13 protein-coding genes are annotated in these 17,997 nt (G+C 36.0%); 8 read left to right on the forward strand and 5 right to left on the reverse strand.

Annotation, left to right across the window (positions count from 1 at the left end; translation table 11 throughout):
* Complete coding sequence (gene msrA, locus IP023_RS07175; RefSeq protein ID WP_241789585.1) at positions 1-519, reverse strand: peptide-methionine (S)-S-oxide reductase MsrA; 519 nt, start codon at positions 517-519, stop codon at positions 1-3.
* A gap of 144 nt (positions 520-663) precedes the next feature.
* Here msrA and IP023_RS07180 point away from each other — a divergent pair, with 144 nt between their 5' ends.
* The 6 genes from IP023_RS07180 to IP023_RS07205 all read left to right on the forward strand — a co-directional run bounded on the left by IP023_RS07180 (position 664) and on the right by IP023_RS07205 (position 12,532).
* Positions 664-1,887, forward strand: a complete 1,224-nt coding sequence (locus IP023_RS07180) for a C40 family peptidase (protein WP_241789586.1) — start codon at positions 664-666, stop codon at positions 1,885-1,887.
* Positions 1,888-1,896: 9 nt separating this feature from the next.
* Entirely contained in the window at positions 1,897-2,961 is a 1,065-nt protein-coding gene (locus IP023_RS07185; protein ID WP_241789587.1) for a dipeptide epimerase, read from the forward strand.
* 28 nt (positions 2,962-2,989) lie between these two features.
* The gene (locus tag IP023_RS07190) at positions 2,990-6,202 is read left to right on the forward strand and encodes a SusC/RagA family TonB-linked outer membrane protein (protein ID WP_241789588.1); all 3,213 of its coding nucleotides are present in this window, start codon (positions 2,990-2,992) and stop codon (positions 6,200-6,202) included.
* 20 nt (positions 6,203-6,222) lie between these two features.
* Positions 6,223-7,725 carry a RagB/SusD family nutrient uptake outer membrane protein gene (locus tag IP023_RS07195; protein WP_241789589.1) on the forward strand — a complete coding sequence of 501 codons (1,503 nt, stop codon included), beginning with the start codon at positions 6,223-6,225 and terminating at the stop codon, positions 7,723-7,725.
* Positions 7,726-7,937: 212 nt separating this feature from the next.
* On the forward strand, positions 7,938-11,099 hold the full coding sequence (locus IP023_RS07200) for a SusC/RagA family TonB-linked outer membrane protein (protein WP_241789590.1): 3,162 nt from the start codon (positions 7,938-7,940) through the stop codon (positions 11,097-11,099).
* Between the two features lie 11 nt (positions 11,100-11,110).
* On the forward strand, positions 11,111-12,532 hold the full coding sequence (locus IP023_RS07205; protein ID WP_241789591.1) for a SusD/RagB family nutrient-binding outer membrane lipoprotein: 1,422 nt from the start codon (positions 11,111-11,113) through the stop codon (positions 12,530-12,532).
* Positions 12,533-12,612: 80 nt separating this feature from the next.
* On the opposite strand, the gene IP023_RS07210 is transcribed toward IP023_RS07205, so the two are convergent.
* The gene (locus IP023_RS07210) at positions 12,613-13,401 is read right to left on the reverse strand and encodes an SDR family oxidoreductase (protein WP_241789592.1); all 789 of its coding nucleotides are present in this window, start codon (positions 13,399-13,401) and stop codon (positions 12,613-12,615) included.
* Positions 13,402-13,408: 7 nt separating this feature from the next.
* Positions 13,409-15,283, reverse strand: a complete 1,875-nt coding sequence (locus IP023_RS07215; RefSeq protein ID WP_241789593.1) for an Nramp family divalent metal transporter — start codon at positions 15,281-15,283, stop codon at positions 13,409-13,411.
* A 195-nt stretch (positions 15,284-15,478) separates the two neighbouring features.
* On the opposite strand from IP023_RS07215, the gene IP023_RS07220 reads away from it, so the two are divergent.
* Together IP023_RS07220 and IP023_RS07225 are read left to right on the forward strand one after the other, a co-directional pair.
* Positions 15,479-15,853 carry a hypothetical protein gene (locus IP023_RS07220; protein ID WP_241789594.1) on the forward strand — a complete coding sequence of 125 codons (375 nt, stop codon included), beginning with the start codon at positions 15,479-15,481 and terminating at the stop codon, positions 15,851-15,853.
* A 55-nt stretch (positions 15,854-15,908) separates the two neighbouring features.
* Positions 15,909-16,247, forward strand: coding sequence for a hypothetical protein (locus IP023_RS07225; RefSeq protein WP_241789595.1), 339 nt, complete (start codon positions 15,909-15,911; stop codon positions 16,245-16,247).
* A 192-nt stretch (positions 16,248-16,439) separates the two neighbouring features.
* Here IP023_RS07225 and carA read toward each other — a convergent pair whose 3' ends face one another.
* Both carA and IP023_RS07235 read right to left on the reverse strand, forming a co-directional pair.
* The gene (gene carA, locus IP023_RS07230) at positions 16,440-17,540 is read right to left on the reverse strand and encodes a glutamine-hydrolyzing carbamoyl-phosphate synthase small subunit (RefSeq protein ID WP_241789596.1); all 1,101 of its coding nucleotides are present in this window, start codon (positions 17,538-17,540) and stop codon (positions 16,440-16,442) included.
* 249 nt (positions 17,541-17,789) lie between these two features.
* The gene (locus IP023_RS07235) at positions 17,790-17,993 is read right to left on the reverse strand and encodes a YwbE family protein (protein ID WP_241789597.1); all 204 of its coding nucleotides are present in this window, start codon (positions 17,991-17,993) and stop codon (positions 17,790-17,792) included.
* Positions 17,994-17,997 lie beyond the last annotated feature (4 nt).

A 17,997-nucleotide genomic window follows, 5' to 3' on the forward strand; every position in this document is an offset into this window, starting at 1 on the left:
TTATTTTTGATGATAATTTTTCAAAAACTTAGTCAACTTAGGCGCAATTACAGCTGCGCAGAATGGATTTTCAGGATTACGGTTAAAATAATTAACATGATAATCCTCCGCAGGCCAAAATACAACTGCTTCTTCTACTGCTGTCACAATCGGGTCTTCAAAGACCTCTTCTGCTGTTAAATTAGCAATAATATTTTCAGTAGCCAATTTTTGACTGTCATCGTGATAAAATACAACCGAACGATATTGTGTCCCTACATCTTCACCCTGACGATTCAAAGTGGTAGGATTGTGCGTCCTAAAAAAGATACTCAACAATTCTTCGTAGCTAACTTTTTCTTCATCATATTCTATCTGTACGACCTCCACATGATCCGTTTCCCCAGTACATACTTGCTTATAAGTGGGATTTTCTACCTTACCTCCCATATAACCTGGTGCTACAGAACTCACTCCATTAGTGTTTAGAAAAATAATTTCAGTACACCAAAAACACCCTCCACCAAACGTTGCTTTCATATTGAATATATTTGACGATTATTTATTAAAAAATGAAAATTACAAAACAATACTTACAAAAACTGCAATATATTTTAAAAAAAGGCTATTTCATTGCAATTTTATGCAGTAAAAATATTACTTTAGGATCAAATAAGCATATTCATGAAAAGTAATATTAAATATTTTTTCCTATCTGCATTACTATTAACTACTTATGCAAACAAATCCTATTCTCAAATAGATTCATCAGCATACAAACAAATAGTAGATAAAATCAATACTGCCAAAACGATTTACGCACCCGATAAAAGAACAAAGTTCATTGAATTATCTGGCGTAAACATCCCGAAAAATGAATACGAGATTCAAAGTACGGAAAAAAATGCCATAGATTATCTATCCAAAGAATTAAAAAATACGCAGTCGACAATAACATATTCTTTACTTCCAGATTCTACTGTACAAGGAAAAAAAATAGGTGTTATAAACCTTTCTGTAGCCAATATACGCACCAAACCAGGCCATGGTTCAGAAATGGCAACTCAAGCCATATTAGGAACAAAAGTAGATATCTTACAAAAGTCAAAAGGCGAATATCGCGTTCGTACACCTGAAGGATATATCGCATGGGTTCCTACTTCTTCAGTCGCAGCATTCAATGCAGCAGAATTTGAAAAATGGAACAATGCGGACAAAATCATTTATACAACAGAATTTGGTAAATCTTATTCTAAAGCAGATAAAAAAAGCCTACGTGTTTCTGACTTAGTTTATGGTAATATATTGGCTTTAACAAAAGAAACAAAAGGCTTCTATGAAGTAAAATACCCCGACGGTAGGATTGCATTTATTCCTAAAGAAGAAGCTATTTCTTTTGAAAAATGGGTAAATAGCCGAAAATTAACAGAAGAAAATGTATTATCAAGTGCTAAAACAATGCTAGGCTTACCTTATTTGTGGGGTGGTACTTCTGTAAAAGGAGTGGATTGTAGCGGTTTTACAAAAACATCCTATTTTATGAATGGTTACATCATCCCAAGAGATGCATCACAACAGGTTCTTGCGGGGGATAAAGTAGAAATATTAGGTGCAGATGGCAATTTTGACTCTGCTATAGCACTTAAAAATCTAAAACCTGCAGATTTATTGTTTTTTGCAGCTGGAAAAGCGAATAATCCCAATGCACGCGTTACACACGTAGCATTATACCTAGGCAATGGTGAATTTATCCATTCAGCAGGAACAGTACGTATCAATTCAATGTTGAAGGATGCTGCTAATTATGATGATTTTCAAACGAGAACGGTTGTTGCTGCACGCAGATACATCGGCTCTTCGGATACACAAATCCAAAAAATAAAAGATAATTCATATTATAAAAAATAAGTTTACATCATGACTTCAAATCAATGGCAAACTAAAAAACTGGGGAAATTTACCCTACGCTTTAGACCTTACACCTTGGAAATGCGCCACGTATTTACTGTAGCGTCCTTTAGTCGTACAACAACGCCTGTAGTACTTACAGAATTAGAATATGAAGGTATCGTAGGCTACGGCGAAGCGAGTATGCCTCCTTATTTGGGAGAATCTCAGGAGTCAGTGATTAATTTTCTAAACAAAATAGATCTATCTCACTTTAGCTCACCTTTTCAAACACAAGAAATATTAAGTTATGTAGATCTTTTGGCCGAAAAAAATACCGCAGCCAAAGCATCTCTTGACATAGCATTGCACGATTTGTTGGGTAAATTAATGCATCAGCCTTTTTATAAAATATGGGGGCTCAATCCAACACAAATCCCTCCCACCTCCTACACTATCGGTATAGACACGGAGGAGATCGTTCGCAAAAAAGTAGAAGAAGCAGGACAATTCAAAATCCTAAAAGTAAAATTAGGGTTAGATACCGATAAAATGATTATCGACACTATCCGTTCGGTTACAGATGTTCCGCTATGTGCAGACGTAAATCAAGGATGGAAAAATAAAGAACAAGCACTAGAAATGGCGCATTGGTTGAAGGAGAGAAATGTTGTTTTCTTAGAGCAGCCTATGCCAAAAGAAATGATCGACGAAAATGCATGGTTGACCGAACATTCGCCAATCCCAACTATAGCAGATGAAGCTTGTCAACGTCTTGCGGATGTTACCAAACTAAAAGACGTATATACAGGTATCAACATCAAATTGATGAAATGTACAGGTATGCGTGAGGCAAAGCAAATGGCAGAGTTAGCGCGTTCCTTAGAGATGAAAGTCATGCTTGGCTGTATGACAGAGACATCTTGTGCCATCTCTGCAGCAGCGCAGTTAGCACCACTGACTGATTGGGCAGATTTAGATGGAGCATTATTGATCGGTAATGATATTTTCGACGGTATGACCGTAGAAAATGGATCTTGTATTCTTCCTGACAGGCCTGGAATCGGTATAACAAAAACAAATCACACTAAATAAAACCAACTAATTTTAACATACTACATTTATGAAACATCATCTACTAACATCCCTTTGTGTGTTAGCCTGTTCGGGGATGCAGGTTGTAAACGCACAGCAAATATCGGTAGCTGGTAAAGTTACAGACCAAAATGGAGCTCCAATCCAAGGCGTAACAATTACTGTAAAAGGCACAAAAATTGGCACGGCAACCAATGCGAGTGGTCTATTCACTATCAATGCAGATCAAAATGCTACATTATCTATTTCTGCTATTGGCTATGCTGCACAAGAAATAAAAGTTAATGGCCGCAAAACTATTCACATTTCATTGACTCAAGAAGGGGAAGCATTGGATGAAGTAATGGTCGTGGCTTATGGTACCGCTAAGAAAAGTACATTTACAGGCTCGGCGAGTACAGTATCTGCTAAAGATATCAAGGATGTACCTACGACCTCATTTGAAGATGCTTTACGAGGCAAAGTAGCGGGAATGCAAGTGACCTCAACATCAGGTCAAGCGGGCTCATCTCCTGCTATCCGTATCCGTGGTATAGGATCTATGAATGCATCTAACGAACCTTTATATGTTATAGATGGAGTTCCTGTAGTATCAGGTCAGACCTCTCAAATGTCAGGCTATACTTACAACACGAACAATGTAATGAGTACATTAAATCCTAATGACATTGAAAGTGTTACCGTATTGAAAGATGCTGCAGCTTCTTCACTTTATGGTTCCCGTGCTGCCAATGGTGTTGTAATTATTACAACAAAAAAAGGTAAATCTGGAGCTGCAAAAATAAATTTCAGAAGCTCATTAGGATTAAGTCCTTCTTGGGCAACGGATAACTATGAAAAAGCGTCACCTCAAGATCAAATCAATTTATTATATAGCGTGCTATATGATTCTAGAATAGCTGCTGGCCGTACACCAGAACAAGCAAATGAACAAACGTTAATGCGTTTAAATTCTAGAAATTGGACGCCAGGAGGTAGTTACGGCACCCCTACTACATCCTATGGTTTTGGTATACATGGCTACGAATTTTCAACAGAAGGAACATCGATGTTCGAAAACGTAACTATCAAAGGTAAAACTGATGGTGTTGAAAATAGAGATGGCTTATTTTATGATTGGGATAAGGACTTATTCCGTACTGGAAAATATAATTCGAACGATATCTCCATTAGCGGCGCTTCAGAAACCACAAATTACTTTAGTTCTTTAGGTTATACTTCAGACAAAGGACGTATGGTAAAAAATGACTACGAACGCTTTAATGGTCGTGTTAATTTGAATCAAAAAATAGGTAAATTATTAGAATTTGGAGTAAATGTATCATTAGCAAAAACTGACTTATCAGGTATTAACGATACTAGAAATACAAGTACCAACTATTTGCTCCAATCGCGCAATTTGTTTTGGCCTTTCTACTGGCCTACAGATTATAAAACAGGTCAAACATGGACTACGCGTTACAACAGCTATGCCCAAAATATCAACTACTATAATAATGAGTGGGAAAATGGATCTGCTACTAGAAGGATTACAGCTTCGCCTTCATTATTGTTAAAAATACTTCCTGAATTAAACGTGAAGACGGTATTCTCTTTTGACGAAACAAACACAAAAGATGATTTATACTACAGTCCTAATCACTATACAGGCGCTTCAGACAAAGGTATAGCGCATGCAATGGTTACCAATTATCAAAAATTGGTATCCTCTACAACTGCTAATTACAACAAGAGCTTTGGCTTACATAACCTTGGTTTATTAGTGGGATGGGAAGCAGAAAAAAATAATACTGATTTTGTTAGAGCAACAGGTAGAGATTTACCTAACTCCGCATTACATACTGTAAGCACTGCAGGAAAATTAGAATCTCAAGCATATAGCTGGGGCAATTCATTATTATCAGCTTTATCAAGAGCAGAATATAATTTTGATGAGAAGTATTTTGCTTCGGCATCTTTACGTAGAGATGGGGCGTCAAAATTAGGGCCAGATGTAAGATGGGGTAATTTTTGGTCTGTAGGTGCTGCCTGGAACATCGATAAAGAAGAATTTATCAAAAAGATCCCTGCCATTAATTTATTAAGACTACGTGGTTCATACGGAACCAATGGAACACTTCCTAGTGATAACAATGCATGGCGAGGTCTTATTACGTATAGTAATAAATACATGGAACAAGCAGGCGGTGGCTTAGCAAACTCTCCAAATCCAGACCTTACTTGGGAAACGAATTACAATACAACTGTAGCTTTAGAGTATGGTTTATTCAACAATAAAGTATTTGGTACCATCGAATATTACAATAGAGACTCAAAAGATCTAATACAAGATGTACCACAATCAACCGTTACAGGATTTAGTTCAACGGTTAAAAACATTGGACAAATAAATAATAGAGGCGTAGAAATTTTATTAGGTTCTGACATCATAAAAACAAATGATTGGAACTGGACATTAAGTATCAATGCTGCTACAGCGAAATCTAAGGTTGTGGCTTTAAATGATAAAGAAGACATCATTTGGACCGATCCTACTGGCGGTGATGGTCGTACTAGATTTATTTACCGAGAAGGCGAATCTACTTTAGCATTCTATGGCTTAGAATGGGCTGGTGTTGATCCAACAAATGGAAAAAATGTTTGGTATGTCAATGACCCTAAAAATAATCCTAATGGCGATTTTGATTTTAATGGTAAAGCTGCTACTTATGATTATACTAAAGCACAGCGCACAATCATTGGAGACGGAGTAGCTGAATTGTTTGGCGGTATTAATTCCAATTTAGGATATAAAGGGCTTTCACTAGGTCTTAATTTTAATTATAGAATTGGTGGTAAACTTTATGATTCTGCAAACAGAGATGTTGCTGATGATGGATATTACTGGGAACGTATACATTCAGCAAATTTTGCTGAAGAAACATGGACAGCAGAAAACCCTACTGGTACATTACCTATAGTTAGTGGTCGTGATTTGGAGGATGTAAATCAAATCAGTAGTAGACACCTTAATAATGCAAGCTTTATCCGTTTAAAGAATATCTCTCTTTCCTACAATATTCCGAGTAACTACCTAAAAGCTATTAAAGTAAGTAATGCTAGAATATTTTTCAACGGAACTAATTTATTAACATTCAGCAAATTCAAATTAGCTGACCCTGAAGTCAATCAATATAGTACTAGAGGATGGGAAACTCCTCTTGCTAAGACGTATACTTTTGGAATTGATTTTAGTTTTTAACACATAAGATTTAGACAACTATGAAAAATATATTATTAGCTTCTTGTTTATTCGCTGCAACAGCAATGACGAGTTCATGTAGCGACTTTTTAGATGTAAAACCTACTCATGCAGCTGATGTTAATTCATCTATTACTACGACGGCAGATGCACAGGTAATAATGAGAGGATTGATGAGTAAGATAGCGAGTGGTAGCTATTATGGTCGAAACTTTCCACTATATGGAGATATTAAAGGAGGTGATTTTACGATCAATTCTCAAGGCCGAGGGTATGATTATTTATATGTATTCAATCACAGTGCAGAATCCAACAACTACTCTGCAATTTGGACACAAGCATATCATTGTATCGCTCAGATAAATAATTTATTAGAGCAAATTGAAAAAATTAAAGCCAATGGTTCAACGGAAGATTTCAATCAATATATTGGTCAAGCTTTAACTGCACGTGCCTTAATTTATTTTGATTTAGTACGTTTATATGGAGAGCCATATAATGAAAATAAAGCAGCCTTAGGAGTGCCTCTTACTACGGAATTATTACCATATGATGCCACACCTGGTCGTGCTACTGTTGAAGAAGTTTACAAACAGATCATTAAAGATTTGTCAGAGGCCGAGCCACTAATAAATAAACCAGCTAATGCAAGCTCATTAACAGCTACAAATGGTTTCTTAAATTATTATGCTAACAAAGCTATTCAAGCAAGAGTGTATTTATATATGGAAGATTACACCAATGCTTTAGCTGCTGCTGAAACAGTAATCAACTTTAGCCAATATAAATTATACACCAATGATACATGGGTTAGTTCTTGGGCTAAACAGTTTGGTACAGAATCAATTTTTGAATTAGCGATCTATCCCAGTGAGGGTGATTTAGGCAATAGCTCTTTAGGAGCATATTATAGAAGAAGAGGGCATCCTAATAATACTATTGCTGCTGGAAATTTTATGGCTAGTACTGATTTTATAAACTTATTAAACGAAAGTCCTGATGATATCCGCAAAGGAATAATGGCTAATGACGAGATTGGAACTACAAATGTTCCTCGTTTAGGAGCATTATACAAGTATTCAGGAACAACCACTTTAGATGCAAGTGGCGATGGTAAAGGAAATACTACAGCTATAAATATTAAAGTAATTAGACTTTCGGAAATATATTTAATTGCTGCTGAAGCGGCATTCAAAGGGGATAATTTGACAAAAGCTGCTGAATATTTACAAAAAATTCGTCAGCGTTCTCCGAGTTTAGCTCCTGTAACCGCATCCAGTATTACCTTTGATATGATTGTTGCTGAGAGAAGCAAAGAGTTAGTAGGTGAAGGTCATCGTTTCTTTGATATGATGAGATGGAATAAATCTATTACATTCAATGATGAATTAGGTGCAGTATCTACTATTCATAGACAAAAAACAATTGATCGTTCTTTCTTCAAAACGATTTTACCTATACCTGTATCCGAGATCAATGCTAATCCAACGCTAAAAGATCAGCAAAACCCTGGCTACAATTAACAAAAAAGAAAGTAAAATATCTTCACACAACATCCTCCGTCATAAAATATGGCGGAGGATTTGTTTTTTTAGCGAAAAAAACAAGCAAAGTTACATTTACAGCAACAAAACAGAATTAAAACTAAACTATTTAAAAATATATCAACTTTTAGTGTTGCGATTACAAATATTATTATATAATTTTAATAAAAACCTAATCAAAAACTTACTTTATGAATAGAAAAGCAATTACTTTGCTAAGTATTGTTGCTTGTTCGTCATTTCAGCTAGTAAAAGGCCAACAAATAACAGTATCTGGAAAGATAACTGATACCAAAGGTCAAGCACTAAGTGGAGTCACCATAAGCAACCTACAAAACACAAACTCAACACAAACTAGTTCTACAGGACTTTTCTCTATAAATGTCCCTTCCAATTCCACGCTAGTCGTTAGCTTAATGGGTTATAAAAAACAAGAAATCCCACTTAATGGTCGTACTACGCTTCAAATAACTTTGGATGATGATGAAAAAGCTTTGGATGAAGTTGTTGTTACAGCATTGGGCATAAAAAGAAATGAGCGTTCACTGGGTTATGCTGCGCAACGTGTAGACGCAAGTACATTGACTGCCAATAAACAAACTAATGTCGTTAATGCTTTACAAGGGAAAGTAGCTGGTGTAACGATATCAAGTACAGGTGGTGCTCCAGGTCAAGGTGCTAATATTCAAATTCGAGGAATCAACTCCGCTGATCCAAGCCGTGACAATAGTCCATTATTTGTTATTGATGGGGTATTGATGGACAACTCGACTTCCTTGACTGGAAATAGAGCCTCCGAGCGTGGTATCAGTAATAGAGCTGTAGATATTAACCCTGATGATATCGAGTCGATGAATATCTTGAAAGGTGGAGCTGCCACAGCATTATATGGATTACGTGGCGCTAATGGTGTCGTAGTAATAACTACAAAAGCAGGTAAAGCAGGCAAATTAAGAATAAATTATGCTGGCGTAGCGGGTTTTGAGAACGCGAATAAATTCCCCAAACTTCAAGATGTATATACACAGGGCTGGAATAATGAATACGATGCTATTAGTTTTTGGCCAGCATTTGGTCCTACCATTGCTGAAGCACAAGCTATAGATCCTACACATCCAGACAAATTAAAAAACCATTTTAAAGAAGCCTTTGATACAGGCAATCAATTCAAGAATAGTCTAAGCTTCTCAGGAGGAACAGAAGTCGTAAATTTCTTAGCATCAGTATCCCAACTTAATTCCAAGGGGATAATGCCAGGTACGAATTTCAAGAATTACTCCGGAAGAACAAACCTAAATTTCAAAGCTAGTGACAAGCTAAATTTTGGAACTAGTCTTTCGGTAAATAACTCGGGTGGTTCCCGAGGTAGAGCAGCGCGGTACATGGAGCAACTCGTATATTGGTCACACCGCCATGATATAAGACAAGATATATTCAAACCTGACGGAACACCAGGTGGGTATGCAAATGATAATGTCAACCCTATAGCGCAATCCTTAACAAATCAATTTAAAGATGATGTATTGCGATTTATAGGAAGTTTTAATACATCCTATAAACCTTTATCATGGTTGGATTTCAACTATAGAATTGGTTTAGATAGCTATAGAGATAATAGATCCATAAATGCCCCAGGGATGCAGGGCTTACCTGGAGAATATCAACTTAGTAATAATGGTGTTTCTGCAGCACCAGGACTCGGTATCGTAGGTGTTTATGACACTAAATTCACCGCTATTAACAGCACACTTATCGCGAATGCGACCAAAGAATTTAGTAATGGCTTGAGTACAACATTGAGGTTAGGTCATGATTTATACGATCGTAGATCTAATACAGAAAATACAGAGGGTGGTGATTTGACCATTTACAATTGGTACAATCTTAGCAATGCCAAAATCCTTTCTGCAAATTCCCAAGGAGAAAAGTATAGATTGATGGGTATTTTTGGAGAATTAGCATTAAGCTACAAAAATTTCCTTTTTCTAAATATAACAGGTAGAAATGATGTCACATCTTCTTTAATGAAGCCTAACAATTCATTCTTCTACCCTTCAGTGACAGCAGCCTATGTCTTTACAGAAAATATTAAAAACCCAGGCATCCTTTCCTATGGTAAATTACGTGGGTCATTTGCAAAAATTGGTAAAGATGCATTAGCATACTCGACGGTAACAGGCTCTTCCATATACGCTAGACTTCCTGTCGGATATACAGGCTTTACAAGAGCTAGCTTACTTGGAGATCCAGAGTTAAGACCTGAATTCACAGAAGCATATGAAGCGGGCTTTGAATTACGTTTTTTCAATAGTAAACTAGGAATTGATGCAACATTGTATCAATCGACAAGTAAAGACCAAATTATCCAAACACCAGTCTCTTCAAGTACAGGCTATGAAAAAGCAGCTATCAATGCTGGCGACATCAGAAATAGAGGTTTAGAAATAGCCATAGATGCGACTCCCATCAGCAAGAGTACTATTCAATGGAATACCGCCTTTAACTTCAGCTTGAATAGAAATAAAATCTTATCACTATATGAAGGACTAGATGAAATCCTAGTAGCATCAGAATCGGGCTATTTAAGCAGTGATGTACAGATGAAATTAATACCTGGCGAATCGTATGGGGTATTATATGGGCGTGCACTAAGACGCTATTACACAAGTGATGAAATCGCTAAAGGCTTAGACAAAGAAACCACGATCGATCCAAATAGGCCCTTATTAATTGGTGCTAATGGATTCCCTATATTGGATAATGCAGCAAATAAAAAGAAGCTTGGTAATGTACAACCGGATTGGATTGCTGGATGGAACAATACTTTTACCTACAAAGGTATTACACTAAATATACTAATAGATGCCCGGATTGGCCAAGATAGATATAACAAATTAGATAATCACTTAGCATCTTTTGCGTATCCAGATTATACCCTTAACAGAAATGATCATACGGTTTTTTCAGGCGTGTTAGCTGATGGGACAGTCAATACTAAAGAAGTGTGGTTAGGTCAAGGAGTTGACCCTACAACAAACGTCAACTATGGCAATGGCTATTATAGAGATTTGTATAGAGGCGTTTCTGAGTATTTTGTTGAAGACGCTTCTTGGGTTAGATTAAGGTCTCTATCAGTAAACTATAATCTCCCTCAAAAATGGTTCATTAAAAGTAAAGCTATAAAAAATGCAACTATAGGATTTACGGGAAATAATTTGGCCCTATGGACAAAATTTTCAGGTTTAGATCCTGAAAGTTCAACGACAAATAGCGGTTCAAATATTGAAGCCTTTGCAGGCATGACTTATCCAGCAGTAAGAAGTTTCTTATTTAGCATCAATGTTGGATTTTAAAATTATAAACCATGACAATATTAAAATATAAAAAAATAGCCTATATCGCATTACTATTAAGTTGTACACAGGTAAGCTGTACCGATTACTTCGAGGTTACAGATAATCCTTCTTTAGTAACTAATCCTAGTATAAATGGGATGCTTACGACAGCAACGCATAAAGCGGCCATGAATAGTTACAGTGTTTCCTATATTATTTCGAACTATTGCCAATATACGGCAAGCTCGACCCCAGGTAGTGCTACAGATAACTATGAGCCGACAAATCCAGCTAGTACATGGGATGCATTATACTATTCACTATCTGATTTACAGGATTTAATTACAGCAGCAGAAAAAGAAGGGGCAAGTCAACATAAAGGAATCGGTCAAATACTAATGGCTTATCAATTGGGATTGGTAGCTGACTTGTGGGGATCAGCACCATATTCTGAAGCATTTGGTAAAGTGAATACCTTACAACCAAAATACGATACTGAAGAGGAGTTGTACAATGCACAAGCAACACTAATTAATGAAGGGCTTAATAATTTGGCTCTAGCGAGCACATTACCATTTACTGCCAATTCGGACCTAATTCATAAAAACAATATTGCCAACTGGATTAAAACAGGTAATGCACTAAAAGCTAGACTACTAAACAAGATTAGCAAAAAAAGCAACTATGATCCTAATGCTGTATTAGCGGCAATAGATCTATCCTACACTTCGAACAGTGACAATGCTAATATGGCTATTTTTAATGGGATAAACCCTTGGTCGAGCGTAGCTAGAGATAATGAAAATCTATTATTAGATGGCTGGTTGTCTGCAAATTTTATAAATCACTTGAATGGAACAAAGTTTGGAACCGAAGATCCCCGAATTGCTAAAATAACGGAAAAAACAATCAAAGGTGATATCTACATTGGAACGATAAATGGCCAAGGAAATATAGGTTCAAATACAGACAAAGATGAATGTTATATATCTCGAAAATCGCCATTAACAAGTGATAACTCCCCAGTAACTATTATTTCCTTTGCGGAAATAAAAATGATAGAGGCCGAAGCTGCTTTAAAAAGCAACAATAAATCGAGAGCATATCAAGCTTACAAAGATGGTATACTAGCTCACTTCAATCTTTTGGGACTTAGTGCTGATGAAGCTGACACTTATTTTAATAGATCATATGTCAATGTAGGGCAAGCCAATCTCACCGTAAATGATATATTTAGAGAGAAGTTTATCATTACCTATCTAAATGCTGAAGCTTGGAATGATCTTCGCAGAAATGACTATAAAATCAAGGACTTTAATATGCCATTGAATGCCAAACTTCCTAATTTCATTAGAAGATTAGCCTATCCTACTTCTGAAAGATCTGAAAATGGTGCTAACGTACCAGCAGAAGTAGCTTTAGATACACAATTGTGGTGGGACAAGCAATAGTTAAATAGTATATATATACCCATCAACCAAAATCCCCCTCCAATTATTGGAGAGGGATTTCTTATATATTATAATTCTCGTTAGAAGATAGTTTTTGCACTTCCACCGTCCAAAGGGATCGATGTTCCCGTCAAAAAGGAAGCATATTCAGATGCCAAGAAAGACACCAAATATCCATATTCCTTAGGCTCGCCTAATCTTTGTACGGGGATACTTGTTATACGTTGAGACTTTATATCATTCAAAGATACACCTTGTTTGTCCGCTTGCAAGCTCATCAAACTATTTAGCCTATCGGTATCAAAAGAACCCGTCAACACGGTATTTACAGTGATTCCATCTGCTGCAACCGCATTGGATAGTGATTTGGACCATGAGACCAAAGCTGTACGCATGGTATTTGACAACACCAATGTATCCTGTGGCTCTTTGACAGTCATAGAGCTAATATTAATGATACGACCAAATCCTTTTTTCTTCATTGCTATCAAGGCTAAATTACTGGTAAATACGGCATTTTGAAAAAGAAGATTAAAAGCTAATTCATAGTCAGCCTCCACTTTCGTGGTTATATCGCCAGCGATAGGTCCATTGGTATTATTAACCAAAATATCAACCGTATTTGTTTCAAAAAATGAAGATATAATAGCCTTATGCTTATCATAATCATTAAAATCAGTAACGATATACGTATGCAATTGTCCCTGAGATATATCCAATAAATTGATAGCATCTTTCAATTTATCTTCATTGCGCGCCATCAATACAATAGAAGCGCCACATTTGGCCAATTCAATAGCTACAGCAAGACCTATTCCGGCAGAGCTACCTCCTACTAAAGCCTTTTTGCCTTGTAATTTAATTTCCATAAAATAATTATTGTGCGATTAATACGGGTATCTTCACCGCGTGCCTTAATTTATTAACCGTTTCGCCAAATACAATATCCTTTAGTCCGGTATGACCGTGTGATCCGACGATTAATAAATCTACAGATTCACGTTCTACTAAATTCTTTATGGCTTCAACACGGTCATTATATGTCAATTCATAAGATACTTCAAATCCTTTTTCTCGCAAAAAAGAAACATACTTTTCCAATTGTAAAAGGTCATTTCGTGCTTCAAAATCATCTGTAATAGCACCGGTATATTTTACGGTAGCACTTTCTACAACATGTGTCAACAGAAATTGCCCCCCCGTATTTCCTATTCGCAATACTTGATTAATAACTTTTTCATCAGAAGGGGAAAAATCCAATGCAAGCAAGATTTTGGAAAATTTATCTGCTGCATTAAAAGTTAAATCCTCAAAATTAGCATGCACCTCTATTGCTACCGGCTTATGCTTCATCAGCAAAGGATAGAAAACAGTCATCATCAACAATACCAATAATCCTAAACTCATAGTAAGTAAGAAAATCGTTAAAAAGATGTTATCAAACTCTTTAATCCACGTGGTTACTTCTTCATAAACCAACTTAAAGTTGAGCAATGCTATTATTATAGCGATCAGCCAAGAAAGAACAATTACTGTAGGTTTAATCGCAAATTCCCCCATCTTTTGTTTATCACTAACAACATGAATCAATGGAATAACAGCAAAGGCCAATTGCATACTTAGTATCACTTGACTAAATATCAATAGCTCACCTACCTTACTTTCTCCAGCCCACAATATCACTAATATTGCCGGTACTATCGCCAACAACCGTGTAATCAAACGACGTAAAAGAGGACTAATACGTAGACGCAAATATCCCTCCATTACAATTTGCCCTGCCAATGTACCCGTTATAGTAGAACTTTGTCCTGCCAGTATAAGCGCTATTGCAAATAGCTTAGAAGCCCAGGCCGTACCGAGCATTCCACCCAATAGGTGATAAGCATCTTCTAGATCTGCAACTTGATGTAGTCCATTTTTATGGAAAACAGAAGCGGCCAATATCAAAATTGCAGCATTAACAAAAAATGCCATATTTAAGGCGACAGCACTATCTATAAAATTATACTTAATCGCCTTCTTGATGGATTCGCTATCTCGAGGTATCTTTCGCGTCTGTACAAGAGCACTATGCAAATATAGATTGTGCGGCATCACTGTGGCTCCTATTATACCTATAGCGATATATAAAGCGGCACCATTTGGTAATGATGGAATAAACCCTTTGGCCACTTGTACCATATCAGGCTTAGCAAGAAACATCTCTATTAAAAAACAGCCTCCTATAAGAGCAATAGTACCTACGATAAATAGCTCCATTTTGCGCATTCCTAATTTTTGGAGATATAAAAGCAAAAAAGTATCAACGAAGCTGATTAATACCCCCCATATTAAGTCAATACCAAACAAGAGATTCAATCCTATTGCCATCCCTAATACCTCGGCAAGATCACAGGCTGCTATGGCTATTTCGGCAAGAAAATATAGGACATAATTCATCCGCTTAGGATAGGTTTCTCTATTGGCTTGAGCTAAATCACGTCCACGTACAATACCTAATCGGGCAGACAAACTTTGTAATAATAAAGCCATCAGATTGCTCATCAATAATACCCATAACAAGGTATATCCAAATGCCGATCCTCCCGCCAAATCTGTAGCCCAATTACCGGGATCCATATACCCCACAGAAATCAAATAAGCCGGTCCTACAAAGCTAATTATACGTTTGAATCTAGACTTACCTTTGTACACATGAACACTTTCGTGTACATCATCTAATGATTTATGGCTATTATTATGAGGCATTAACAATATATTTTTCTTAGGATTCAAATGTACTAAAAATCAATAGTACAGAAGAAAGCAAATATGAAACCAAGAAAGCTAATTTTTAAAATGGTGTAATTATTGCGATGGAAATTAAATTGAATATAAACTGTTGTTGCATAATTATGAAATATATTAGTTATATTTATTTTACCAATTTAAACGAGAAAAGCTATGCAGACGAAAACTGAATTTTTGATCTGGGATAAAATAGTCAATAGCGCAAAGCAAAAATTTGACTATAATCAATACCTGAGTTTTTTTGAAGACCCAAAGATATATGATCAGCTACTGCTTCATATCATTATTGCGTTTGCTTCAGGAGAGAGCCATGAAGCAATAGCTACCAATCTTCACAACGAGCTACACCATATAGGTTTTACAATGCGTGAGGATGAAGTAGCCGAATTAATCGAAGATAAGCATATCGTTTTTAGTAGTGAAATATATGCGGCATACCTTACTTTTTCTATGATGGAACATGAGCATAGCGAATTTGAAATCTTAGGCTATGTTACCGATCTGCTTGAAAGTCCCAAAGTATATTGATTTATGTAGGTAAAGATATTTTTATTTGTATTTTCACGGTACAAATCGAAATTACATGCTTAATTACATCTATTTTTTAACTTTTTGGCTATGCCAAATTGGTTCTAGTATATTATTTAAATTTGGTGGGCAACATCCAAAATATCATTGGCATACGCTAATTATTGGAAACATAATTCTATTGATAGCGAGTTGGTTTTTGGTTCAACTATTTAAAAATGTATCTCAACCAATCGTCATAGCACTATGCTCTGGGGGTACATTTATTAGTGTGCAATTAGCGATGGCCTTATTTTTTAAAGTTCCGCTATCGTGGGTACAGATATTAGGCGTATTTGTCATCGTCGTAGGGATGGTCCTCGTTACATTTGGGGACAAAAATGCGACTATATAATATGGTCTATTTTCAGGTAAGCACTAATTACACGAAGGACTGTATTAACATATAAATAGCATAATAAATTACTTTATAAAAGTGTAATTAACCTTAAATAGCAAACAATTACACGTTCGCTATTTAAGGTTTGAATATAAACACAAATAGCTCGGATGGACCGAGCTATTTGTGTTTATATCTTTTACAAGATTATCCTTTAATCATGGAGATAAAGTCATCAAATAAGTAACGTGAATCGTGAGGACCTGGAGAAGATTCAGGGTGATATTGTACCGAGAATGCTTTTTTACCTTTCACACGAATACCTTCGATAGATTGATCATTCAGGTTGATATGTGTTACTTCAATAGTTTCAGAATTATCAATATCTTCTTTTATTACACCAAAACCATGGTTCTGAGAAGTAATCTCACAACGATTAGCGATAATATTTTTTACAGGGTGGTTGATACCACGGTGCCCATTAAACATTTTTTGTGTACGAATATCATTCGCTAACGCTAAAATTTGGTGTCCTAAACAAATACCGAACATAGGTTTGTCTGCAGCTAATATTTCTTTTACTGTAGCGATAGCATAATCCATTGCTGATGGATCACCAGGACCATTAGAGATAAAATATCCTTGCGCACCCCAAGCTTCCATTTCTGCAAATGAAGTCTTCGCAGGAAATACTTTAGCGTATACCTCTCTAGCATCAAAATTGCGTAAGATATTTCGCTTAATACCTAAATCTAATACTGCCACACGTACTGGAGCATCTTCATTACCGTAAAAATAAGGCTCTTTCGTAGTTACATTAGATGAAAGTTCTAATCCAGCCATTGAAGGTACTTTTGCTAATTCAGCTTTTAAAGATTCTATATCCAAATTTTCAGAAGAAATAATTGCATTCATAGCACCTTTGTCACGAATATGACGCACCAAAGAACGAGTATCAATATCCGAAATACCAACTAAATTACCTTCTTCAAAATACGTTTGAATAGATTCATCTGCCATCTTACGGCTATAGTTAATATTATAGTTCTTACAAACTAAACCTGCAATTTGAATTTTGTCTGATTCAGCATCATCCTCATCAATACCGTAGTTACCAATATGCGCATTGGTAGTCACCATTATTTGCCCATAGTAAGAAGGATCTGTAAAGATCTCTTGATATCCCGTTGTCCCTGTGTTGAAACAAATCTCACCAGTAGTAGTGCCAATTTTTCCGGCTGCTTTACCTTCAAATACGGTTCCATCTTCTAATACTAAAATCGCGGGTAATTTACTGTAGTTGGTCATTCTATATATTAATATAATAATTTCTTTTCTTTTCCTGGTGAAACAAAATTTCGAACATAAAAAAAGCCCAAAACGGGCCAAATATATCAAATAAATGATATCTCAATAGTTACATTGAATAATGGGTCTTTATAAACCAAGTCGAATGCTTCATTTTTCACAGTGGACAAAGGTATGAATAAATAGTAAAAACTAAAAAGAGAAATGCAAAAAACTTATTCTTATTTACATTTCTCTTACTATTGAAGATTAATCTTCTTCAATTATTTCTTGAACACGCCCAATCTGGCCGTCATCAAGACGTACTTTGATACCTCTATGATGAACTGGTGCCGATGTCAACAGATCTTTAACTATCCCCTCTGTAAGAATACCTGTGCGTTGATCTTTCTTCAAAATGATATTAACCAACATACCTGGTCTTATATCTGCTCTTCTCTTTCCGTCTTTCATTTAA

Source organism: Sphingobacterium rhinopitheci (assembly GCF_022627575.1).
GTDB classification, from domain to species: domain Bacteria; phylum Bacteroidota; class Bacteroidia; order Sphingobacteriales; family Sphingobacteriaceae; genus Sphingobacterium; species Sphingobacterium rhinopitheci.